This is a genomic window from Streptomyces sp. SJL17-4, assembly GCF_036826855.1.
Classification (GTDB): Bacteria; Actinomycetota; Actinomycetes; order Streptomycetales; family Streptomycetaceae; genus Streptomyces.
On the sequence record NZ_CP104578.1, the window covers coordinates 4,425,183 to 4,447,608 of the forward strand.

18 protein-coding genes and 1 pseudogene are annotated in these 22,426 nt (G+C 73.1%); 9 read left to right on the plus strand and 10 right to left on the minus strand.

Annotation, left to right across the window (positions count from 1 at the left end):
• The first annotated feature begins 8 nt into the window (after positions 1-8).
• From pdhA (N5875_RS19840) to N5875_RS19870, 7 genes are all read left to right on the plus strand, one after another.
• Entirely contained in the window at positions 9-1,169 is a 1,161-nt protein-coding gene (gene pdhA, locus N5875_RS19840; protein WP_030321319.1) for a pyruvate dehydrogenase (acetyl-transferring) E1 component subunit alpha, read from the plus strand.
• Positions 1,169-2,215 carry an alpha-ketoacid dehydrogenase subunit beta gene (locus N5875_RS19845; protein ID WP_338495179.1) on the plus strand — a complete coding sequence of 349 codons (1,047 nt, stop codon included), beginning with the start codon at positions 1,169-1,171 and terminating at the stop codon, positions 2,213-2,215. Before pdhA (N5875_RS19840) ends, N5875_RS19845 begins: the two co-directional genes overlap by 1 nt.
• Positions 2,215-3,621, plus strand: coding sequence for a dihydrolipoamide acetyltransferase family protein (locus N5875_RS19850; RefSeq protein ID WP_338495180.1), 1,407 nt, complete (start codon positions 2,215-2,217; stop codon positions 3,619-3,621). The genes N5875_RS19845 and N5875_RS19850 overlap by 1 nt, the downstream gene beginning before the upstream one ends.
• 186 nt (positions 3,622-3,807) lie before the next feature.
• Entirely contained in the window at positions 3,808-4,725 is a 918-nt protein-coding gene (locus N5875_RS19855; RefSeq protein ID WP_338495181.1) for a DUF6457 domain-containing protein, read from the plus strand.
• Positions 4,722-6,113 carry a molybdopterin molybdotransferase MoeA gene (locus tag N5875_RS19860; RefSeq protein WP_338495182.1) on the plus strand — a complete coding sequence of 464 codons (1,392 nt, stop codon included), beginning with the start codon at positions 4,722-4,724 and terminating at the stop codon, positions 6,111-6,113. Before N5875_RS19855 ends, N5875_RS19860 begins: the two co-directional genes overlap by 4 nt.
• A complete protein-coding gene (locus tag N5875_RS19865; RefSeq protein ID WP_318208208.1) occupies positions 6,110-7,195 on the plus strand; it encodes a potassium channel family protein in 1,086 nt (361 codons plus the stop codon). The genes N5875_RS19860 and N5875_RS19865 overlap by 4 nt, the downstream gene beginning before the upstream one ends.
• A gap of 107 nt (positions 7,196-7,302) precedes the next feature.
• Positions 7,303-8,289 carry an NAD(P)H-quinone oxidoreductase gene (locus N5875_RS19870; protein WP_318208207.1) on the plus strand — a complete coding sequence of 329 codons (987 nt, stop codon included), beginning with the start codon at positions 7,303-7,305 and terminating at the stop codon, positions 8,287-8,289.
• A 168-nt stretch (positions 8,290-8,457) separates the two neighbouring features.
• On the opposite strand, the gene N5875_RS19875 is transcribed toward N5875_RS19870, so the two are convergent.
• The 7 genes and pseudogenes from N5875_RS19875 to N5875_RS19905 all read right to left on the minus strand — a co-directional run bounded on the left by N5875_RS19875 (position 8,458) and on the right by N5875_RS19905 (position 16,457).
• Positions 8,458-9,006, minus strand: a complete 549-nt coding sequence (locus tag N5875_RS19875; protein ID WP_015034799.1) for a bacterial proteasome activator family protein — start codon at positions 9,004-9,006, stop codon at positions 8,458-8,460.
• Between the two features lie 97 nt (positions 9,007-9,103).
• Positions 9,104-11,968, minus strand: a complete 2,865-nt coding sequence (locus tag N5875_RS19880; RefSeq protein ID WP_338495186.1) for an ABC transporter permease — start codon at positions 11,966-11,968, stop codon at positions 9,104-9,106.
• Positions 11,965-12,699, minus strand: a complete 735-nt coding sequence (locus N5875_RS19885; RefSeq protein WP_318208205.1) for an ABC transporter ATP-binding protein — start codon at positions 12,697-12,699, stop codon at positions 11,965-11,967. The genes N5875_RS19880 and N5875_RS19885 overlap by 4 nt, the downstream gene beginning before the upstream one ends.
• A 425-nt stretch (positions 12,700-13,124) precedes the next feature.
• A pseudogene (locus tag N5875_RS19890) lies at positions 13,125-13,670 on the minus strand (PadR family transcriptional regulator); the annotation flags it as partial.
• Between the two features lie 95 nt (positions 13,671-13,765).
• Positions 13,766-14,074: a hypothetical protein gene (locus tag N5875_RS19895; RefSeq protein WP_318208203.1), complete on the minus strand. Its 309-nt coding sequence runs from the start codon at positions 14,072-14,074 to the stop codon at positions 13,766-13,768.
• A gap of 25 nt (positions 14,075-14,099) precedes the next feature.
• The gene (locus N5875_RS19900; RefSeq protein WP_318208202.1) at positions 14,100-14,489 is read right to left on the minus strand and encodes a hypothetical protein; all 390 of its coding nucleotides are present in this window, start codon (positions 14,487-14,489) and stop codon (positions 14,100-14,102) included.
• A gap of 297 nt (positions 14,490-14,786) precedes the next feature.
• Positions 14,787-16,457 (minus strand): protein kinase, encoded by a 1,671-nt coding sequence (locus tag N5875_RS19905; protein ID WP_318208201.1) that lies wholly within the window; start codon positions 16,455-16,457, stop codon positions 14,787-14,789.
• Positions 16,458-16,732: 275 nt separating this feature from the next.
• On the opposite strand from N5875_RS19905, the gene N5875_RS19910 reads away from it, so the two are divergent.
• On the plus strand, positions 16,733-18,352 hold the full coding sequence (locus tag N5875_RS19910) for a protein kinase (protein WP_318208200.1): 1,620 nt from the start codon (positions 16,733-16,735) through the stop codon (positions 18,350-18,352).
• Positions 18,353-18,438: 86 nt separating this feature from the next.
• On the opposite strand, the gene N5875_RS19915 is transcribed toward N5875_RS19910, so the two are convergent.
• The 3 genes from N5875_RS19915 to N5875_RS19925 form a co-directional block, all read right to left on the minus strand.
• Entirely contained in the window at positions 18,439-19,437 is a 999-nt protein-coding gene (locus tag N5875_RS19915) for a phosphotransferase (RefSeq protein ID WP_338499209.1), read from the minus strand.
• 204 nt (positions 19,438-19,641) lie between these two features.
• Positions 19,642-20,094, minus strand: coding sequence for a pyridoxamine 5'-phosphate oxidase family protein (locus N5875_RS19920; protein WP_338495190.1), 453 nt, complete (start codon positions 20,092-20,094; stop codon positions 19,642-19,644).
• Positions 20,095-20,250: 156 nt separating this feature from the next.
• Entirely contained in the window at positions 20,251-20,910 is a 660-nt protein-coding gene (locus N5875_RS19925) for a response regulator transcription factor (RefSeq protein ID WP_318208198.1), read from the minus strand.
• A 337-nt stretch (positions 20,911-21,247) separates the two neighbouring features.
• Between N5875_RS19925 and pdhA (N5875_RS19930) the strand changes: the two genes are divergently transcribed.
• Positions 21,248-22,426: a pyruvate dehydrogenase (acetyl-transferring) E1 component subunit alpha gene (gene pdhA, locus N5875_RS19930; protein ID WP_318208197.1), complete on the plus strand. Its 1,179-nt coding sequence runs from the start codon at positions 21,248-21,250 to the stop codon at positions 22,424-22,426.

Consider the following 22,426-nt stretch of genomic DNA (forward strand, 5'->3'; position numbering starts at 1 on the left):
ACGAGGAGGTGGACTCGTTGCAACAGCGCAGTTCGACAGTCCAAGAGCCGCCCGGTGCCGTTCCCGCCTACCGGCCGACCCCGCCGCCGGCGTGGCAGCCGCGTACCGACCCCGCCCCGCTGCTGCCCGACACCGAGCCGCTGCGCGTGCTCGGCACGGACGCCGTGGCCGATGCCGACCCCGCGCTGCTGCTCCGGCTCTACGCGGAGCTGATCCGCGGCCGCCGGTACAACACGCAGGCCACCGCCCTCACCAAGCAGGGCCGGCTCGCCGTGTACCCGTCCACCCACGGCCAGGAGGCGTGCGAGATCGCCGCCGCCCTCGCCCTGGAGGAGCGGGACTGGCTCTTCCCCTCGTACCGCGACACCCTGGCCGCGGTCGCCCGAGGCCTCGACCCCGTGCAGGCCCTGACCCTGCTGCGCGGCGACTGGCACACCGGGTACGACCCGCACGAGCACCGCATCGCGCCGCTCTCCACCCCGCTGGCCACCCAGCTCCCGCATGCGGTGGGCCTCGCCCACGCCGCCCGGCTCAAGGGCGACGACGTCGTCGCCCTCGCCATGGTCGGCGACGGCGGCACCAGCGAGGGTGACTTCCACGAGGCGCTGAACTTCGCGGCCGTCTGGCAGGCCCCCGTGGTCTTCCTCGTGCAGAACAACGGCTTCGCGATCTCCGTACCGCTCGCCAAGCAGACCGCCGCCCCCTCCCTGGCCCACAAGGCCGTCGGATACGGGATGCCCGGCCGGCTGGTCGACGGCAACGACGCGATCGCCGTCCACCAGGTGCTCACCGAGGCCGTGGCCCGCGCGCGGCGCGGCGGCGGACCCACGCTCGTCGAGGCCATCACCTACCGGATCGACGCCCACACCAACGCCGACGACGCCACCCGCTACCGCGCGGCCGGCGAGGTCGAGACCTGGCGGGCGCACGACCCGATCCTGATCCTCGAACGGGAACTGACGGAGCGTGGCCTGCTCGACGAGGACGGCAGGCGCGCGGCGGCCGAGGCCGCCGAGACGATGGCCGCGGAGCTGCGCGAGCGGATGAACGCCGACCCGGTGCTGAACCCGATGGACCTCTTCTCGCACGTGTACGCGGAGCAGACCACGCAGCTGCGGGAACAGGCGGCGCAGCTGCGCGCCGAGCTCGAAGCCGAGGGTGAGGCGTGATGACGACCGCGACGACCGGCACCGCGGCGGCCAAGGCCGGCGCGAACGCCGGGAAGGCCAAGCCCGCCACCATGGCGCAGGCGCTCCAGCGCGCCATGCGCGACGCGATGGCCGAGGACCCGACCGTCCATGTGATGGGCGAGGACGTCGGCACCCTCGGCGGGGTCTTCCGGGTCACCGACGGGCTCGCCAAGGAGTTCGGCGAGGACCGCTGCACGGACACCCCGCTGGCCGAGGCCGGCATCCTCGGCGCGGCCGTCGGCATGGCCATGTACGGCCTGCGGCCGGTCGTCGAGATGCAGTTCGACGCGTTCGCCTACCCGGCGTTCGAGCAGCTGATCTCCCACGTGGCGAAGATGCGGAACCGGACGCGCGGCGCGATGCCGATGCCGATCGTCATCCGTGTCCCGTACGGCGGCGGGATCGGCGGCGTCGAGCACCACAGCGACTCCTCCGAGGCCTACTACATGGCCACCCCGGGACTCCATGTCGTCACCCCGGCCACCGTCGAGGACGCCTACGGGCTGCTGCGCGCGGCCATCGCCTCCGACGACCCGGTGGTCTTCCTGGAGCCCAAGCGGCTCTACTGGTCGAAGTCCGACTGGTCCCCCGAGGCGCCCGCGCCCGTGGAGCCGATCGGCAAGGCCGTCGTACGACGGCAGGGCACCGGCGCCACCCTGATCACCTACGGGCCCTCCGTGCCCGTCTGTCTGGAGGCGGCGGAGGCCGCGCAGGCCGAGGGCTGGGACCTGGAGGTCGTCGACCTGCGCTCGCTCGTCCCCTTCGACGACGAGACCGTCTGCGCCTCGGTGCGGCGCACCGGCCGCGCGGTCGTCGTCCACGAGTCCACGGGCTTCGGCGGCCCCGGCGCGGAGATCGCCGCGCGGGTGACCGAGCGCTGCTTCCACCACCTGGAGGCTCCGGTGCTGCGGGTCGCGGGCTTCGACATCCCGTACCCGCCGCCGATGCTGGAACGGCACCATCTGCCGGGCGTGGACCGGGTCCTGGACGCGGTGGCGCGGCTGCAGTGGGAGGCGGGAAGCTGATGGCGCAGGTGCTCGAGTTCAAGCTGCCCGACCTCGGTGAGGGACTCACCGAGGCGGAGATCGTCCGCTGGCTGGTCAGCGTCGGCGACGTCGTCGCCATCGACCAGCCGGTCGTCGAGGTCGAGACGGCCAAGGCCATGGTCGAGGTGCCCTGCCCGTACGGCGGGGTCGTCACCGCCCGATACGGCGAGGAGGGCACCGAACTGCCCGTCGGTGCGCCGCTGCTGACGGTCGCGGTGGGTGGCACGGGCGCGCCGGAGGAGCTCGCGGAGGCGGCTCCCGGAGCCGCTCCCACGGTGGGGGAGAAGGCCGCCGCCGAGTCCGCCGTGTCGTCCGAGTACTCGGGCAATGTGCTCGTCGGCTACGGCACCGCCGGGCCCGCCGCCCGGCGCCGCCGGGTGCGGCACGAGAGCCACACGGTGGCGAAGACCCCCGCGCCCGCCCCTGTCGTGGCCCCGTCCCCGGTGGCCGCTCCGGCTCCGGTCGCCGTGCCCGCCGCCGGCCACGAGGGACCGGTACCGGTCATCTCGCCGCTCGTGCGGAAGCTGGCCAGGGACCGGGGGCTCGATCTGCGCGACGTACGTGGTTCCGGGCCGGAGGGCCTGATCCTGCGGGCCGATGTGGAGCTGGCCCTCGCGAACCTGGAGCGGCCTGTCGCCGCGCCCGCTCCGGCCGCAGCGCCCGCTTCAGCGTCCTCCTCCGCGGTCGCTTCGGCGGCCGGGGAGCGGATTCCGCTGCGCGGGGTCCGTGGCGCCGTGGCGGACAAGCTGTCGCGCAGCCGTACGGAGATCCCGGACGCGACCTGCTGGGTCGACGCCGACGCGACCGAGCTGATGGCCGCGCGGGCGGCGATGAACGCGGCGGGCGGGCCGAAGATCTCCCTGCTCGCGCTCCTCGCGCGGATCTGCGTCCACGCCCTGGCGCGGTTCCCCGAGCTCAACTCCACGGTGGACATGGCGGCCCGGGAGATCGTCCGGCTGCCGGCCGTGCATCTCGGCTTCGCCGCCCAGACCCCGCGCGGTCTGGTCGTCCCCGTGGTCAAGGACGCGGGGACCCGGACGGCCGAGTCGCTGACGGCGGAGTTCGCCCGGCTGACGGAGGCCGCACGGGAATCGGCGCTCACGCCGGCCGATCTGACGGGGGGCACGTTCACCCTGAACAACTACGGGGTGTTCGGGGTCGACGGGTCCACGCCGATCATCAACCACCCCGAGGCCGCGATGCTCGGCGTCGGCCGGATCATCCCCAAACCCTGGGTCCACCAGGGCGAACTGGCCGTACGTCAGGTGGTGCAGCTCTCGCTCACCTTCGACCACCGCGTCTGCGACGGCGGCACGGCGGGCGGCTTCCTGCGGTACGTGGCGGACTGCGTCGAGCAGCCCGCGGTCCTGCTCCGCACGCTCTGACGCGCGGCGCTCCGGCGGGACCTTCCCGGTCCCGCCGGAGCGTCCCCGGACCGTCCCGGGACTGTCCCCCCCCGACTGTCTCCCGGACCGTCCGCAGACCCGTCCCGGACCGTTGCGCCACTCGCGCCGTCCCACCAAGGGAGACGCGCTCGACGGCGGGAGAGGGCGGCGGACCATACTGCTGGGGTGACCACCCCACATGACGCCGTCGTACTCGCCGGAGGCGCCGCCCGGCGACTCGGCGGTGCCGACAAGCCCGGCGTACGGGTCGGAGGCCGGGCGCTCCTCGACCGGGTCCTCGCCGCGTGCCGTGGCGCGGGCCGGACCGTGGTCGTCGGCGATGCCCGGCCGACCGTCCACCCCGTCCGCTGGACCAGGGAGGACCCGCCCGGCGGAGGTCCGCTCGCCGCCCTCGACGCGGGAGTACGGGAGATCCGTGCGGGCTCCGGCGCGGGGGCCGCTGCCGGAGCCGGGGACACCGGGGACACCGGGGACACCGGGCTTGATGTCCTGCTCGTCCTCTCCGCCGATCTGCCCTTCCTCGACGAGGACACCGTCCACCGACTGCTCGGGGCACTCGCCGACGCCCCCGACGCCGAGGCCGCGCTCCTCACCGACGCCGAGGGACGGGACCAGCCGCTCGTCGCCGCGTACCGCGCGGTCCCGCTCCGGCGGGAGCTGGCGCGGATCGCCGAGGAGCGCGGCACCCTCGCCGGCGGCCCGCTGCGGCAGCTCACCGGCGCCCTGCGTCTCACCCGGGTCGCCGCGGGGCCCCACGCCTCCTTCGACTGCGACACCTGGGAGGACATCGCCACGGCCCGGGCCCGCATCAGGGAGCATGGGACCGTGCTGGATGAATGGATCACCGCAGTCAAGGACGAACTGGGCATCGAGCTGGACGTCGACACCGACGTCCTGCTCGATCTGGCCCGTGACGCCGCCCATGGAGTGGCCCGCCCCGCCGCACCCCTGACCACCTTCCTGGTCGGATACGCGGCGGCGCGCGCGGGCACCGACGGCGGTCCCGAGGCGGTCGCCGAGGCCGCCCGCAAGGCCACCGCGCTGGCCCAGCGCTGGGCCGCCGAGCAGGACGAGGCCGGATGACCCTGAAGGAGCCCCTCCCGGTGGCCCCCGGTACCGACGACGCACGGGCCGGGCGACCGCACCGGGCCACCGCCTGGCCCGAGGCACGCGCCGCGGCTGTCCGCGCCGGTGCCTCCGCGCGGGCAGGCCGCGCGCCGCTCGGCGTACCCCTCGGGCAGGCACTCGGCCAGGTCCTGGCCGAGCCGCTGCGCGCCCTCACCGACCTGCCGCCCTTCGACACCTCCGCCATGGACGGCTGGGCGGTCGCGGGGCCGGGGCCCTGGACCGTACGCGCGGAGGGCGCCGTCCTCGCCGGGCACACGTCCGCGGCTGTGGCGGCCGACGGCGAGGCCGTACGGATCGCCACCGGCGCCCCCGTCCCCGCCGGTACCACCGCCGTCGTCCGCACCGAGCACTCACGCACCGAAGGCGCCCTGCTGCACGTCCTGCGCGAGGTCGTGCCGGGGCAGGACATCCGGCCCCGGGGCCAGGAGTGCCGCTCCGGCGACGAGCTGCTGCCCGCGGGCACCGTCGTGACCCCCGCCGTGCTCGGCCTCGCCGCGGCCGCCGGCTACGACGAGCTCCCCGTACCGCCGCGCCCCCGGGTCGAGATCCTGGTCCTCGGAGACGAGCTGCTCACGACGGGGCTCCCCCACGACGGCCTCATCCGTGACGCCCTCGGCCCGATGCTCGGCCCGTGGCTGACGGCGCTCGGCGCCGAGGTCCTCGCCACCCGCCGGATCGGTGACGAGGCCGAGGAGCTGTACGCGGCCGTCACCGGTTCCGCCGCCGACCTGGTCCTCACGACCGGCGGGACCGCCGCCGGGCCCGTGGACCACGTCCACGGCGTGCTGGCGAAGGCCGGCGCGACCCTCCTGGTCGACGGCGTGAAGGTCCGGCCGGGCCACCCGATGCTGCTCGCCCGCCTTGCCGCCGGGCCCGCCGGGCCCGAGTCCACCCGGCCCGAGCGCCCGGGGGCCCAGCCCGCGCCGAACGCGCCGAACGCGCCGCACGCGCCGAACGCTCCGCGCGCGCACGTCCGTCATCTCGTCGGGCTCCCCGGTAACCCGCTCGCGGCCGTCTCCGGGCTTCTCACGCTGGCCGAGCCGCTCCTGGCGGCCCTGACCGGGGCCGCGGCGGAGACGAACGTCCCGCCCCGCGTCCCCGTCCAGGACGAGGTTCACGGGCATCCGTACGACACCCGGCTCGTCCCGGTCGTCCGCCGTGGCGGACGCGCCGTGCCCCTGCGCTACAACGGACCCGCCATGCTCCGCGGCATCGCCGCCGCCGACGGCCTGGCCGTCGTCCCGCCCGGCGGCGCCCGCCCCGGCCAAGAACTGGATGTCCTCGACCTTCCCTGGCCGGCGGCCGAGGGGGCCGTACCGGCCCAAGGAGCGTGTTTCACGTGAAACTTCCCAGTCGTGACGCGATGGCCCGCCACGCGGACGAGCGGATCTCCGGCCCGCAGATCAGGCTGCCGCGCCGACAGGTCGAGCGTCCCCTGCGCCAGGTCGGCAAGCGGCTGCTCATGGCGCTCGGCGTGCTCGCCCTGACGGTCCTCATCGTCTACGTCGACCGCGCCGGCTACCACGACAACGCCAACGAGACGCTCGACTTCCTCGACTGCGCCTACTACGCGACCGTCACGCTCTCCACCACCGGATACGGCGACATCGTCCCGTACAGCGACTCGGCGCGGCTCGCCAACATCCTGCTGGTCACGCCCCTGCGCGTGCTGTTTCTGATCATCCTGGTCGGCACCACCCTCGAGGTCCTCACGGAGCGGACCCGCGAGGAGTTCCGGCTGAACCGCTGGAGGTCCACCTTGCGCGACCACACCGTCATCGTCGGCTTCGGCACCAAGGGGCGGTCCGCGATCCAGACGCTCTGCGCGACCGGTCTCAACAAGGAGCAGATCGTCATCGTCGATCCCTCCAACAAGGTGATCGAGACGGCCAACGCGGACGGATTCGTCGGTGTGGTCGGCGACGCGACCCGCAGCGATGTACTGCTCCGCGCCGAGGTGCAGCGGGCCCGGCAGATCGTCATCGCCACCCAGCGCGACGACACGGCCGTCCTGGTCACGCTTACGGCCCGGCAGCTCAACCGGGGCGCGAAGATCGTCGCCGCGGTCCGCGAGGAGGAGAACGCGCCGCTGCTGCGCCAGTCCGGCGCGGACGCGGTCATCACCAGCGCCAGCGCCGCCGGACGTCTGCTGGGCCTTTCCGTGCTGAGCCCCAGCGCCGGCACGGTGATGGAGGACCTCATCCAGCAGGGCTCCGGCCTCGACCTGGTGGAGCGCCCGGTGACCAAGAGCGAGGCCGGGAAGAGCGTGCGCGAGACCGGTGACCTGGTCGTGAGCGTGCTGCGCGGCCACCGGCTGCTCGGTTACGACGACCCCGCGGCCAGCCCGCTCCAGCTCACCGACCGGGTGATCACCATCGTGCGCGCCGCGCCGGTCACCCCGCTCAGGACGCCGCCGGAGGACTGAGCCGGAGCACCGCCGGAGGACCGGGCCGGAGCACCGCCGGAGCATCGCCGGAGGACCGGGCCGGGAGCATCGGTCCTCGGGCAGGTGCCGGGAGTAGCCTCGCCGCCATGTATGCGATCACGATTCCGGAACCCGGTGGTCCCGACGCCCTCGTCTGGGCCGAGGTGCCCGACCCCGTACCCGGCGAGGGCGAGGTCCTCGTCGAGGTGGTGGCGAGCGCCGTCAACCGCGCCGATCTGCTCCAGCGCCAGGGCTTCTACGACCCTCCGCCGGGCAGCTCGCCGTACCCCGGCCTGGAGTGCTCGGGCCGGATCGCCGCGCTCGGCCCGGGGGTGTCCGGCTGGGCCGTCGGCGACGAGGTCTGTGCGCTGCTCGCCGGTGGCGGCTACGCGGAGAAGGTCGTCGTCCCCGCGGGGCAGCTGCTCCCGGTACCGGAGGGCGTCGACCTGACCACGGCCGCGGCGCTCCCCGAGGTCGCCTGCACCGTCTGGTCCAACATCTTCATGATCGCGCATCTGCGTCCCGGTGAGACGGTGCTCGTGCACGGCGGTGCGAGCGGGATCGGCACGATGGCGATCCAGCTGGCGAAGGCGGTCGGGGCGCGGGTCGCGGTCACCGCCGGTGGGCCCGAGAAGCTGGCGCGCTGTGCCGAGCTCGGTGCGGACATCCTCATCGACTACCGCGAGCAGGACTTCGTCGAGGAGCTGGCCAAGGCGACGGACGGGGCGGGCGCGGACGTCATCCTGGACATCGTCGGCGCCAAGTACCTGGAGCGGAACGTGAAGGCGCTGGCTGTGAACGGCCGGCTCGTCGTCATCGGCCTGCAGGGCGGCGTCAAGGGCGAGCTGAACCTCGGGGCGCTGCTCGCGAAGCGCGCCGCGGTCATGGCGACCACGCTGCGGGCCCGCCCGGCGGACGAGAAGGCGGCGATCGTGGCGGCCGTGCGGGAGCATGTCTGGCCGCTGATCGGCGCGGGCACGGTCAGGCCGGTGGTCGACCGGACGGTGCCATTGAACGACGCCGCCGCGGGCCACCGGGCGCTGGAATCCGGCACCCACGTGGGCAAGGTCCTACTCCTCGCGCCTCAGGGCTGACGGACGCGCCCCCGACGCGCGAGGGGCCAGGCGTGAGGGCCCACGGGCGAGGGCCACGCGTGAGGGCCACGCGTGAGGGCCACGCGTGAGGGCCACGCGTGAGGGGCCCGGCACACCGCGTGCCGGGCCCCTCCTCGTACGTCCTCCGCCGTGGCCTACAGGTACGGCCTACAGGTACGGCCCCGAGCGGACCGCGTGGCCGGGGCCGCGGTCGTCGTCGTCATCGTCGTGCGACGCACCGGGCGGGAGCGCCCTGCGCATCTGCTCCAGCTGGGCGCGCGCCGCCATCTGCTGGGCGAAGAGCGCCGTCTGGATGCCGTGGAAGAGGCCCTCCAGCCAGCCCACCAGCTGCGCCTGCGCGATGCGCAGCTCCGCCTCGGAGGGGATCGCCTCGTCCGTGAACGGCAGGGAGAGACGCTCCAGTTCCTCGACCAGCTCGGGCGCGAGCCCGTCCTCCAACTCCTTCACGGAGCTGGCGTGGATGTCCTTGAGCCTGACCCGGCTGGCCTCGTCGAGAGGTGCCGCGCGTACTTCCTCCAGGAGCTGCTTGATCATGCTGCCGATCCGCATGACCTTCGCAGGCTGCTCGACCATTTCCGTCACCGGGACCTCGCGGGGTTCGTCGTCGCCCTGAGTGCCGCCGAGCGCCATCCCGTCCTGTCCCACGATGAGGACCTGGGGGCTCTCCTGCGACCTGTCATTCCTCGGCATCTCCATGCCGCCATTCTCTCGTACACATGCGTCACCACGGGGTGTGCCCCCGCACGAGGGTGATCCACCCTCGTGCGGGGGCACAGGACGACAACGAAGACCGTCAGGTCGCCGCGCGCCGGGACAGCGCGCCGCGCGAGCGGGTCACCAGGGCGGCGAGCAGCGCGGCACCCACGGGTACGGCGACGAGCAGGCCGGCGAGGGTCTCCCAGGGGATGACGATCGGGACGTACGGCACGTCCGAGGCCGCGCTCCAGCCCTGGGCGACGGCTTCCTCGTGCCAGCTGATCTGCTGCCGCTCCTCGCTGAGCCGGAGGCCCATCGCCGGCAGCACTCCGGCGGCCGAGCCGAGGAGTACGCCCATCGCGGCGACGACGCCGCACTGGAAGCCGCTGAGGGTCCGGCGGACCCGCGGCGGGGCGCCCACGGCGGCGAGCGTCTTCAGATCGGCCTCGGCGTCGGCCTGGGCGAGCCCGGTGGCGATGCCGGCGGCGCCGACCGTGACGAGCCCCGCGAAGATCGCCAGCGACAGCAGAATGAGGCTGCTGGCGTTGACGAATCCTTCCTCCACATGGAGTTCGACACTGCTGCCGAGCTTGGTGAGCTCGCCGTCGAGCTTCTGGCGCGCCTCGGTGTCGGGCAGCCGGTCGGTGCTGGCGTACGCGCCGAGCGGCACCGTCGCCAGTCCTGCGGCCTTGGCGGTGGCCGGGGTGAGCAGGGCCTGGACGCCGTAGGACTGCTTGTCTCCGGGCACCTGGTAGGCGGGCAGGGAGGTGACCTTGCCGGGAGCGGGCTTGCCCTTCTCGGAGGCCTTCTCGGCGGCGGCGAGGTCGGTGATCTGCTTGATCCCGTACGTGCCGTTCTTGTCGACGTTGACGGGGTTGAAGCTGACGACCTTGCCGTCCTCGAGGGCCTTCACGGTCGCGGGGTCGTCGAGGCCGAGCACCTTCAGGAGCGCGGCGTCTCCGACGACCAGCCCGCCGTCGGCGACGTACATCCCACCGCTACGGCCCTCCTTGCACCGCCAGTCCTCGGCGAGCATCTTCCGCCGCTGTTCGGGCGTGTACTTCTCCGTGGGGTCTCCGCCGCCGGGGATCGCCACGTACATGGGGCACTCGTTCGCCGGGGGGACGACGACCTCGAAGCGTCCGCACCCCTTGCCGGTGTCCCACGGCTGGCAGCCGGGCTTGCCGACCGAGATGCGCTGGACATCGGCGCGCACGTCGACGGGGACGTACTTCTGGATCGCCTCGCGGACCGCGGGGACGTCCCGGCCGCCCTCCTCGTTGACGAACGCGGCGACGGTTCCGTGCGGCAGCTGAGCCGTGTACTCGGCCCGGCGCTGGGCCTCCTCGCTGGCCATGTACGTGGAGACGGCGACCGTACCGGCGACGGCGGCGAGGACGGCGGCGACGGCGGGCGCCGTACGGCCCCGGTTGCGCACGGCGTCCCGCAGCGCCAGCCGCGGCGACAGCGGCAGCCAGCGCCCGGCCCGCCCGAACAGGCCCACCAGGGCCGGGGTCATGGCGACGACGCCCAGCTCGGCGATGGCGGAGCCGCCGGCCACGATGATGAACTGCTGGCTGACGATCGAGCCGAAGAGCGCGATGGCGCCGCCGACCAGGACCGCCGCGAGGCCGATCAGGGGCAGCACCCGGCTGCTGCGGCGGACGCCGCGTCGGCCGGTGAGCGAGGCGAGGACGGTCTGCCGGGAGGCGGTGATCGCCGGCACGATGGCGGCGAGCAGACCGGTCAGCACGGCGAGCAGCGCGATGCCGAGGATTTCGAGCGGCCGGACGTCGAAGGCGCCGAACCGCTGGCCCATGGTCTCCTCGAGGTACGGCTGGAGCGCCTTCGTGAGGATCAGGGCGAGGACCGTACCGGTGACCGCCGCGGCGACACCGATGACCAGACCGCCGCTCAGCACGATGGCCCGGATGTGGCTGCGGGCACCGCCGTTGGCCCCGACCAGACCGAGCTGGCGGCGCGAGCGACGGGCGCCGACCGCGAAGGCGGGTCCGGCGAGCAGACAGATCTCCAGCATCGCCAGACCGACGACGGTGCCGAGGGCGGCGAGTTCGGCGGCATTGCCCACCGTGCTGGACTCGAAGTTGCCCCAGCCCTCCTTCTGGTAGAGCGGGATCTCGGAGTCGGCCGGCGGGTCGATGATCACGGCACGCGAGGAGACGATCACACCCTTGGCGTTGATCTCCTTGACCATGTTCCACGTGAAACCACCGGACTTGCGCACCAGGTACGTGGTGCCCGTGTCGGGCTTCTGCAGACCGGCCTTCTCCATGGCCTTCGCGTAGGGGGCGAGGAAGGCCCCGGGGAGCGCGTTGACCTGGTCGGAGTTCAGCTGATCGGGAATCTCGTAGGAGCCGACGATCCGATACGGGCGGTCGAAATTGCGTGCGGAAAGGGTCGAGCCGACCGAGAGACCGCTGCTCTCCAGGAAGTGCGAGGTCGCGATGACCTCGTCGTTCTTCTCCGGGTAGCGCCCCTCCAGAAGAGTCGTGATGCCCCGGGCGATCGGATCGGCTGCCTTCAGCTCACGCACCTCGGTCACGAGCAGACCGTGCTTCGTCGTCAGCTTGGCCGATCCGGACCTGTCCGTGAGGACCGTGGAACCCGCGGGGAAGGTCTTGGTGACATCGGTCGAGCCGCTCGGCCAGGTCATGTCCTCGTAGTCCTTGGCCGGCGTGTTCATCTCGCCGACCGGGTCCTGGAAGATCGGGACCCCGCCGTAGCCCGCGTCCTTGAACCGGGCGTCGGCCGCGCCGATCATGCGATCCGCCCGCTCGGTGGGAGACAGCTCGGAGCTGCGGAAGGTCAGATCGAGGGCGCTGACACCCAGGATCGGCAGGGCGATCATGGCCAGGACGAGGGCGCTGCGGCCCTTGGAACGCCAGGCGTCGCGGCGGGCGATCCGGATGGCGGCCCGCCAGGAGTGGAGCCAGGTCTTCACGCCTCAGCCACCTGGCCCGCCAGCAGGGAATCGGCCTCGCTGCGCACGGTCTGGTCGACTATGGCGCCGTCCCGCAGGAACACGACCCGGTCCGCCCAGGCCGCGAACCGGGGCTCGTGGGTGACGAGGACTCCGGCGGCACCGGCGTCGCAGCGGCTGCGCAGCAGGGCGAGCACGGACTCGCCGGTCTCGGAGTCGAGGGCACCGGTCGGTTCGTCGGCGAGGACGAGCCGGCGCTCGCCGACGAGTGCGCGGGCGATGGCCACGCGCTGCTGCTGGCCGCCGGACATCTCGTCCGGGAAGCGGTCGGCGAGGTGGCCGAGGCCCATCTCCTCCAGCGCCTTGAGGGCCTCGACGCGCGCCTTGCGGGAGGAGGTCCCGTCCAGCTCGCGCGGCAGGGCCACGTTCTCGGCGGCGGTGAGGGCCGGGATGAGGTTGTAGTCCTGGAAGACGTAGCCGATGCTGCGGCGGCGCAGGGCCGCGAGCTCCTTGACGCTCGCCGTGGTGATGTCGGTGTCCTCGACGATCACGTTGCCCGAGGTGGGGGCGTCGAGGCCGCCGGCGATGGTGAGGAGCGTGGACTTGCCGGAGCCGGACGGGCCCATGACGGCGACGAGTTCCCCCGGGTACACGGCGAGGTCGATGCCGCGCAGGGCATGCACCTCGGTGGCACCCGCGCCGTGGACGCGGGTCAGGTTCTGGAGTTGCAGCACGGGCTGCTGTGCGGACATGAGGAGTCCCCCCTTGGGCGCACCCGGCGGTCGGCCGGGTACGGGAGCGAGCGGTGGAAAGGTGATGCGGGAGCGGTACGGCGGGCGGTCCGCGGGCCGTACGGCGGCTGTGGTGCGAGTGGTACGGGTGGGGCGCGACCGTGCGGTCGGTGCGCCCCGGCCACGGGTGGTGCGGCCTCGGGTGGTGCGGCTTAGGTGGGCGCCGAGTCGGCGCCGGGCCGGACGGCGCCGGGCGGCGTGCCAGCGGCCCCGGCCCCGGCGGTGACCCCGGCCCCGGCAGTGACCCCGGCCTCGGCCCCGGCTCCGGCGGTGACCCCGGCCCCGGAAGTGCCCCCGGCGGTGACCTCGGCCCCGGCCCGGGCGGTGACCCCGCCCGTGGCCCCGGCACCAGCGGTGGCCCCAGTGGCGGCCCCGGTGTCCGCGGCCGTCGCCGAGAGGCGGATCAGCCGGGACTCGCAGTGGTCCAGCCAGCGCGCCTCGGCCTCGGTCTGGAAGATCAGCTGCTCCAGGACGAGCAACCAGGCGACGTCGTCCCGCTCCCGCGCCCCGCCGCTCTCGACGGCGACGAGTGCCTGGGCCTTCAGGCGGGTGTAGTCCTGCATCGCCTTCACGGTGTGCCGGCGCTGGGACTGGATGACGTTGCGGATGTCGACGCCGGGCGCGCCCACGGCCATGGCGAGCTTGATGGCCAGCTCGTCACGGGCGGGGCTGGTGCGGTCCACGGGCTTCTCGAACCAGGTCCTGAGCTCGGCGCGGCCGCTGTCGGTGATCGCGTAGAGCGCGTGCCCGGCCGCGTCCTCGCCGCCCTGGGCGACCATGCCGTCGCGTTCGAGTCGGCTGAGAGTCGTGTAGACCTGGCCCACGTTGAGCGGCCAGGTGGAACCGGTGCGGGACTCGAACTCCGTACGGAGCTGCGAGCCGTACCGAGGGCCGCGTTCGAGGAGGGCGAGAAGCCCGTGGCGGATCGACATACTCAGTATGTATACCGGGTATGCAGTCGCGGACAACCGCCCTGAGACGGAAGAGTCACGTCCGCCTCAAGGGGGACCCCGACGGGCCGAGGGGCTCAGCGGCGCCGCATCCGGAGCCCGAGGAAGCCGATTCCGAGCCCCATCAGGGCAAGGCCAACCCCCAGCGTGAGCACGGGAATCCGCTGGTCGACGAGGGGCGGCGCGGATTCGGCCGCCATCCGGGGCGCGGCGCCCGGCCGGCTGGCGGGTGCCGCCTCCGGTGCGACGGCCTCCTCCTCGTGTACCCCCTCGGCCTCCTCTTCGACGGCCTCGGGGCCCTCGGAGCTCTCCGGCTCTGTTGCGGTTTCGGTACGAGAGTCCTCCGGCGACGGGGTCTCGTCGCCCGCTGGGGAGGTCGGTGCCACGGAGCGACCGGGCCGCGGCCGCCCCTCACCCGCGGGCCGGCCCGCCAGCGACGCGGAGCCGTGGGGGGAAGGAGCGTCGCTGGGCTCGGCGCTCGGCGCGGCGGGGGAGGTCGCCCCGGTGCCGGTGGGCGCGGGTGCGGGAGGCGCGGGCGTGCCGGCACTCCCGGTCCGCCCCGGAGAAGCGGAGGCGGAGGGGGAGGTCGAGGAAGAGGGGGCGGAAGGGGACGGCGTGACCGTCGCGGAAGGCGTGACGGAAGAGGGCGACGGAACGACAGGCGTCGAGGGGGGTGAGGGCCGCGAAGGAGGTGAGGGCGGGAGCGCCGTGGGGGCCGACGGCGCGGTCGGGGCGGTGGCCCCCACCGAGCTGCCGGGCGCCTCGGCTCCGTACGCGAGTGGCTCCCCGTACAGGGCGCACGCGCAGGCGAACACGCAGGTGAGAGCGGGTCCGAGGACCCGCGCCCGTGTCCTGCGGAGTGCTGGAGTCACTGGGTGACCCCCTCCCGTACCGAGCCGCCGAGATAGTGAACTCAGCGTCACATGTCGGGACACTTCCGGCATCCGGTACGGGGTCGGTGGACGTAAGGGAGCGTCAGGAGGAGTGAAGACAGCGCCCACACGTGTACGGACCCCGTCCGTACTCCCTGAGGGAGCCCGGGAGTCCTGACAGGGCCCGGGAGTACGGTCGGGGTCCGGAAGAACGGACAGGTCCGTCCTACTGCGGCGGGTTGCCCGTCGAGATCTTCAGGGTGAACTCGGCGTCCTTGTCGGCGATGTCCTCGCCGGCCGGCGGGTACTGCTCGAGGACCGTGCCCTCGCCGTACGTGTTCTCGTCCACCGGGGTCTGGGTCATGATCTTCCAGCCGGCGGCCTGGACGCAGTCCTTCACCGACTGGAGGTTCTTGTAAGTGAAGTTGGGGACCTCGAACTTCTCCGGGTCGTCGCTCGACTCCGTCGGCTGGCTGCACTTCTTCGGGTCGATCGTCTTGGTCAGGTCCGGGCCCTTGTGGCCGGGGGCAGCCGACTGGGTCTCCGTGCCGCCCGTGCCGCCCGTGCCGCCGGCCTGCGGGTCCTTGTCGTTGTCGAGGTTGAGGACCGTGATGAGGCCGCCGATCGCGAGCAGCGCGACGACGACCGCGCCCACGATCACCGGGGTGTTCCGCCGCGAACCGCCGCCCGACGGCGTGGGCACCGGCGTGTGCACCGGGGCGTACGGCGCGGGGGTGGGCGCCTGGTACGAGGCCTGCGGGGCGGGGGCCGGGGTCTGGTAGGCCGGGACGGGCGTCGGCGCCTGCTGCGGGTAGCCGTACGAAGGGGCGGGCGCCGGGGTCGCCGGACCGTACGGTCCCGGCTGCGGCGTGGGCGGCTGGTAGGGGTGCTGCACCCCGTGCGTCCCGTGCTGCGGGGCCGGCGGCGGGGTCTGGCCGACGGGCGGGAAGACCGCCGAGCCGACGCCCGCACCGCTGCTGACGGGGCCGCCGGGGACGATCATCGGCGCACCGGTCTGGCCGGCGGAGAGCACCCGAAGGCACTCGTCGCGCATCGCGGCCGCGCTGGGGAACCGCTCGTTCGGGTTCTTTCGCAGCGCGCGCGCGACGAGCGCGTCCATCGCCTGCGTCACCGCCCGGTTGACGGTCGACGGGGCGACCGGCTCCTCCTGCACGTGCGCGTAGGCGATGGCCAGCGGGGAGTCGGCGTCGAAGGGCAGCCGGCCCGTCAGCAGCTGGAAGAGCATGATGCCGACCGAGTAGAGGTCGGAGCGGGCGTCCACCGCGCGCCCGAGGGCCTGCTCGGGGGAGAGGTACTGGGGGGTGCCGACGACCATGCCGGTCTGGGTCATCGACGTGACCCCGGACTGCATGGCCCGCGCGATGCCGAAGTCCATGACCTTGACCACGCCGCGCTTGGTCTGCATCACGTTGCCGGGCTTGATGTCGCGGTGGACCAGGCCCATCTCGTGGCTGACCTCGAGGGCGGCGAGCACGTCGGCCGTGACCTTCAGCGCCTTGTCGGCCGGCATCGCGCCGTACTGCTGGATGTCCGAGGCGAGGACCGAGCCGAGCGGCTGCCCCTCCACGTACTCCATGACGATGTACGGCATGACGGAGCCGTCGAGGGTGTCCTCGCCGGTGTCGAAGACCGAGACGATGTTGGTGTGCGACAGCTTCGCGACCGCCTGCGCCTCGCGGCGGAAGCGCTCGCGGAAGGACTGCTCCCGGCCGAGCTCGGTGTGCAGCGTCTTGATGGCGACCTGGCGGTCGAGCGCGCTGTCGTAGGCCAGGTAGACCGACGCCATGCCGCCCTCGCCGAGAAGGTCGCGCAGCTGGTACCGGCCGCCCGCGACCGAACCGCCCGCATAGCGGCCCTGTGCGCCGTCCTGGCTCATCTGTGCTTCCCCCTACGCGCGCGTGGCGGCGTTGATCCGGAATTTACTGGCCAAGTCTGCCCGAGGGCAGTGACACGTCAAGCCAGGTGCCCGTTCCGTGACCCTCCGCACAGGAAGGTTCTCCGAACCGTTTCCGTGGGGGCGGAGGAATCCTGTCGAATTTGCACAGGTGTACGTGGAAGGGGTTGGATGGCCGGTCCATCTCGGACCGTGGTGTCGTACGGAGCCTGTAGCGTGACGACTGGACACGGCACGACAGACGACGGCGAGGACTGATGGCACCCGAATCCGGAGCAGGCGGCGGTGTGCCGGACTCCTCGGCGGAGTCCTGGGGCGTCGGCGGCGTCGTCGGCGACGGCCGCTACCGCCTGACGCACCGTCTGGGACGCGGCGGCATGGCGGAGGTCTTCGCGGCCGAGGACGTACGGCTCGGCCGTACCGTCGCGGTCAAGCTCCTCCGTGCCGATCTCGCCGAGGACCCGGTCTCCAAGGCCCGCTTCACCCGCGAGGCGCAGTCGGTCGCCGGCCTCAACCACCACGCCATCGTCGCGGTCTACGACTCCGGCGAGGACCTCGTGGCCGGCCGGCCCGTGCCGTACATCGTGATGGAGCTGGTCGAGGGCCGCACCATCCGCGACCTGCTGCTCAGTGCCGAGGCCCCCGGGCCCGAGCAGGCACTCATCATCGTCTCCGGAGTCCTGGAGGCGCTGGCCTATTCGCACCAGCACGGCATCGTGCACCGTGACATCAAGCCGGCGAACGTGATCATCACCCACGGCGGCGCCGTGAAGGTCATGGACTTCGGCATCGCCCGCGCCCTGCACGGCGCGCAGTCGACGATGACCCAGACCGGCATGGTCATGGGCACCCCGCAGTACCTCTCCCCCGAGCAGGCGCTCGGCAAGGCCGTCGACCACCGCTCCGACCTGTACGCGACGGGCTGCCTCCTCTACGAGCTCCTCGCGCTGCGGCCCCCGTTCACCGGCGAGACCCCCCTGTCCGTCGTGTACCAGCACGTCCAGGACGCGCCGGTGCCGCCGTCCGACGTCACGCAGTCCGTGCCGCCGGAGCTCGACGGTCTGGTGATGCGCTCGCTCGCGAAGGACCCGGACGACCGGTTCCAGAGCGCCGAGGAGATGCGCGGCCTCATCCAGTACGGCCTGCAGATGCTCCAGCAGGCCGGCGGCCACACCGGCACGTGGAACACCGGCCCGGTCGAGATGCACGACGGCGGTCACACCCCGGGCGGCGGCATGGCCGCGACGACCGCGATGGGCCACCCCATGCACGGCGAGACCGCGCAGGGCCCGATCCTTCCCCCGATGAACCCGGAGGACGGCGGGTACGGCGGCTACGACGGCGGTACGGGCGGAAACGGCGGCTACGGCCAGGACGGTTCCTACGGCTCGCACGGCGGTGGCAACGGCCGCCGCGGCAAGATCTGGCTGTTCGCCGCGCTCGCGTTGGTCGCGGTCGTCGCCGGTGTCGTCTACGCCCTGGACAAGGCGGGCGACACGAGCAACCAGAAGGGCGGCACGCCGACGCCGACGGTCAGCACCTCGCCGTCGACGAAGTCGGAGGAGCCGACGCCCTCGGAGGAGCCCTCCGAGGAGCCGTCGACCGACCCGGGCACGTCCGACGGGGGCATCACGGAGGCCCCGTGGACGCCGCCGACCACGTACGACCCGACGACCCCGCCGCCGACCACGACTCCGCCGACGACGGAGCCGTCGAAGACGACCGAGCCGCCGACGGAGCCCACGGACGAGCCGACGGAGCCGACGGATCCGCCGACGGAGCCCACGGACACGCCGTCGACCGGCACGACCACCGACCCCGCCGGGGGCGGCAACAACACGGACCCGCCACCGTCGGACGGCACCGAGACCGGCTGACGGGACTCGGCTCGGGCCCCCGGCCCACCCCCGGTCCGGACTCCCGGCCGGCACTCCCGGCCGGCGCGCCCGGTCCGGACCCCGCCTCACCCCGCGAACGCGTCGCTGACCGCCTCGTACTCGCGGGTCCACCAGACCGCCAGGGCCGACACCGCAGGGAACTGCGGGTCGGCCCTTCGGTCGTGCAGCTGGTAGCGCCAGCGCAGGGTCCAGAAGTCGTTGAGCCGCTCCCACCACACCCGGTGCGCGGCCGCCGCCAGCTCGGCGCGGTCGGCGCCGGTCGCCCGCCGGTACGCGCGCGCGTACGCCCGCACCTTCTCCAGGGCCAGCTCACCCCCGGGCCGTACGAAGAAGATGGCGGCGGCCCTGACCGCCTCCTCGGCCCTCGGGCGGACCCCGAGCCGGTCCCAGTCGACGATCGCCGCGGGCTCGGCGCCCCGGTAGAGCAGGTTCAGCGGGTGGAAGTCGCCGTGCACCCAGCCGGCGGCCGCGGCGGGCGGCGGCCGGTGGTGGGCGTGCTGGGCGAGGAGCCTGCGGCGCTCCCTGAGCCGGTGCTCGGCGAGCGCGTCGAAGCTGTCGCGGGGGCGGTGCGCGCGGGCCAGGCGGATCAGCTCGTCGATGGCCCGGAAGGTGTCCTGGAGGTCGGCGCTGGCACGGCCGCCGTCGTCGGCGGTCCCGGGTGCCCCGTCCGGCTCCGGGGGCTCCATGACCCGGTCCAGGGCGGTGTGGACCTGCCCGAGGAGGGTGCCGAGGCGCCGGGAGCAGCCGGTGGAGAGCTGGGTGCCGTCGCGGTGGCGGCCGTCGATCCAGGGGTGCAGGGCGTAGCAGTGGCCGTCGACGACGGCGACGGTGCGGCCGGCGGTGTCGTGCAGGGGCGGGGCGACGGGCAGACCGAGGGCGTGCAGCCGCTGGGTGGCGCGGTGCTGGCGGACGATGGTGGCGCGGTCGGCGGTGGGGGCGTCGAGGTGCTGCTTGAGGAAGTAGGTGCCGCGGGTGGTGGAGAGCCGGAAGCCGCGGTTGAGCAGTCCCTCGGCGACGGGCACGCAGGAGAGGGGTTCACCGGCGTGCCGGTGGCGGCGGAGCAGGGCGCCGACCGGTGGGGCGGGCGGGGCGCCGACGGGACGGGCGGGCGGGGCGCCGGCCGGTCGCGTGGGCGGGGCGCCGGTGGCACGAACGGGCGGGGCGCCGGCGGGACGGGTGGCGCCCGGTCGACCGCCGGTCCGCGGGGCGGGCGGTTCGGCCGGTGGAGTGAGCGTTTCAGATGAGCGCGGCACCCGCCAGATGTTAGATCACGCTACGTGGTGGAGGTGTCGCCGGACGGAGTGGGGGGCGGGGCGGGTCACCGGGGTCTCGCTCGCGTAGTCGAGCGCGTGCACCGTCACGAACTGCGGTTCGATCCGCATGTAGACCGGGTCGAAGGTCTCGCCGTCCACCAGCTCCGGCTCGGCACCGAACTCCACGAGCTCCTCCGCGGTCGGCTCGACGATCTCGGCGGTGCCGGTGAACTGCACGGACCAGAGGTTCGCGGACCCGGAGCTGAAGTTGTCCGCGCCGTAGGCGACGACGCTGCCGTTGCAGGCGCGGTGGTATCCGAGGCCCCGGTGCAGCCGGATCAGGACGCGGCCGTCGGCCACGATGTGGCGGGCGGGGGCGACGAACGGCATCGCCCGCATGCTCGTCGCCACCCGGCCGTACGACACGCGGCTGAGCAACTCGATGGCGCGGATCTCGTCGGTGGACATGGCATCCACTCTCCGCCACCGGCACCCTGTCGAAAAAGGGGCCCCTGCCCCGCTTTCAGGGGGACGTAGGTCCCGAATCGGGGCCGCCCGCGGCGCTCTGCCCCGCACGGGTGAGGGGCCCGGACCGGCAGGCCCGGCCCCCGGCCCCGACGTGCGTCAGTGGCGCTCCGCCTGGAGCCGCGCCACGTACGCGGCGGCCTGCGAGCGCCGCTCCATGCCCAGCTTCGACAGCAGGCTGGAGACATAGTTCTTGATGGTCTTCTCCGCGAGGTGGAGCCGCTCGCCGATGACCCGGTTGGTCAGGCCCTCGCCGATCAGGTCGAGGATCCTGCGCTCCTGCTCCGTCAGGTTGGCGAGCTTGTCGTCACCCTTCGGATTGTTGCCGTCGCGCAGCCGCTCCAGGACGCGGGCGGTCGCCACCGGGTCGAGCAGCGACTTGCCGGCCGCCACGTCCCGTACCGCGTTCAGGAGTTCGTTGCCGCGGATGGCCTTGAGGACATAACCCGAGGCCCCGGCCATGATCGCGTCGAAGAGCGCCTCGTCGTCCGCGTACGACGTGAGCATCAGGCACTTGATGGACTCGTCCTGCGAACGGATCTCACGGCACACCTCGACCCCGCTGCCGTCCGGCAGTCGGACGTCGAGCACGGCGACGTCGGGGCGGGTCGCGGGGATCCTGACCAGCGCGTCCGCCGCCGTCCCGGCCTCCCCGACCACCTCGATGTCGTCCTCCACGGAGAGCAGCTCGTGGACGCCGCGCCGGACGACTTCGTGGTCGTCCAGCAGAAATACCCGGATTTTTCCTTCTTCGCGCACGCGGTCAGTCTCACATATTGGCTCTTCCCGCGCCCGGGGTGCGCGGGATAACGTGCCGGATGTTCCGACGACGGCGTCGGGCCGTTGTCCATGCGCTGACCAGCAGCGAGTCCCCTTTTCTCGATTTACTTGGAAATCCAAGCAAAATCGCAGGTCAAGTGGGGTTTCGCGGGAATGCCGCACTATGGGTAACGTGCCTATGACGGCGCTCGCCGGGGCACCTGTCACGCCCGACTCCGGCCGCGTCGCACCCACCCCGTGCGAAGGGTACGGATAAGGCGGAGCCGCACTGGCTTACCGGCGAACCCGGAGGCCGGACCGACGGAGGAGCACGCACGTGACCGTGGAGAGCACTGCCGCGCGCAAGACGACGCGACGCAGCAGCGGCGCCAAGCGCACCACCAGCGCCGCGAGCGCAAAGAAGGCATCGGCAGCGCAGGGCACAGAGCCCGAGCTCGTCCAGCTGCTGACGCCCGAGGGAGAGCGCGTCCAGCACCCCGACTACGACATCGACCTGAGCGCCGAGGAGCTGCGCGGTCTCTACCGCGACATGGTCCTCACCCGTCGCTTCGACGCCGAGGCGACCTCGCTGCAGCGGCAGGGCGAGCTGGGCCTGTGGGCCTCGCTGCTCGGCCAGGAGGCGGCCCAGATCGGTTCCGGCCGGGCCCTGCGGGACGACGACTACGTCTTCCCCACCTATCGCGAACACGGTGTCGCGTGGGTCCGGGGCGTCGACCCGACGAATCTGCTGGGAATGTTCCGCGGTGTGAACCACGGTGGCTGGGATCCCAGCAGCAACAATTTCCACCTGTACACGATCGTTCTCGGTTCGCAGACCCTGCACGCCACCGGCTATGCCATGGGTATCGCCAAGGACGGCGCGGATTCCGCCGTGCTCGCGTACTTCGGTGACGGCGCGTCCAGCCAGGGTGACGTCAACGAGTCGTTCGTCTTCTCCGCGGTCTACAACGCCCCCGTCGTGTTCTTCTGCCAGAACAACCAGTGGGCCATTTCCGAGCCCATCGAGAAGCAGACGCGCGTCCCGCTCTACCAGCGGGCCAGTGGCTTCGGCTTCCCCGGTGTCCGCGTCGACGGCAACGACGTCCTGGCCTGTCTGGCCGTGACCCGTTCGGCCCTCGAGCGTGCCCGCCGCGGCGAGGGCCCGACCCTCGTCGAGGCGTTCACCTACCGCATGGGTGCCCACACCACCTCCGACGACCCCACGCGCTACCGCCGTGACGCGGAGCGCGCGGAGTGGGAGGCGAAGGACCCGATCCTGCGTCTCAAGACGTACCTGGAGAACGAGGGCCACGCCGACGCGGCCTTCTTCGAGGAGCTGGAGGCGGAGAGCGAGGCGCTCGGCAAGAGCGTCCGCGAGGCCGTCCGCGCCATGCCCGTCCCGGAGCACATGGCGATCTTCGACCACACGTACGCGGACGGGCACGCGCTCGTCGACGAGGAGCGCGCGCAGTTCGCCGCCTACCAGGCGTCCTTCGCGGCCGGAGAGGGCGAGTAA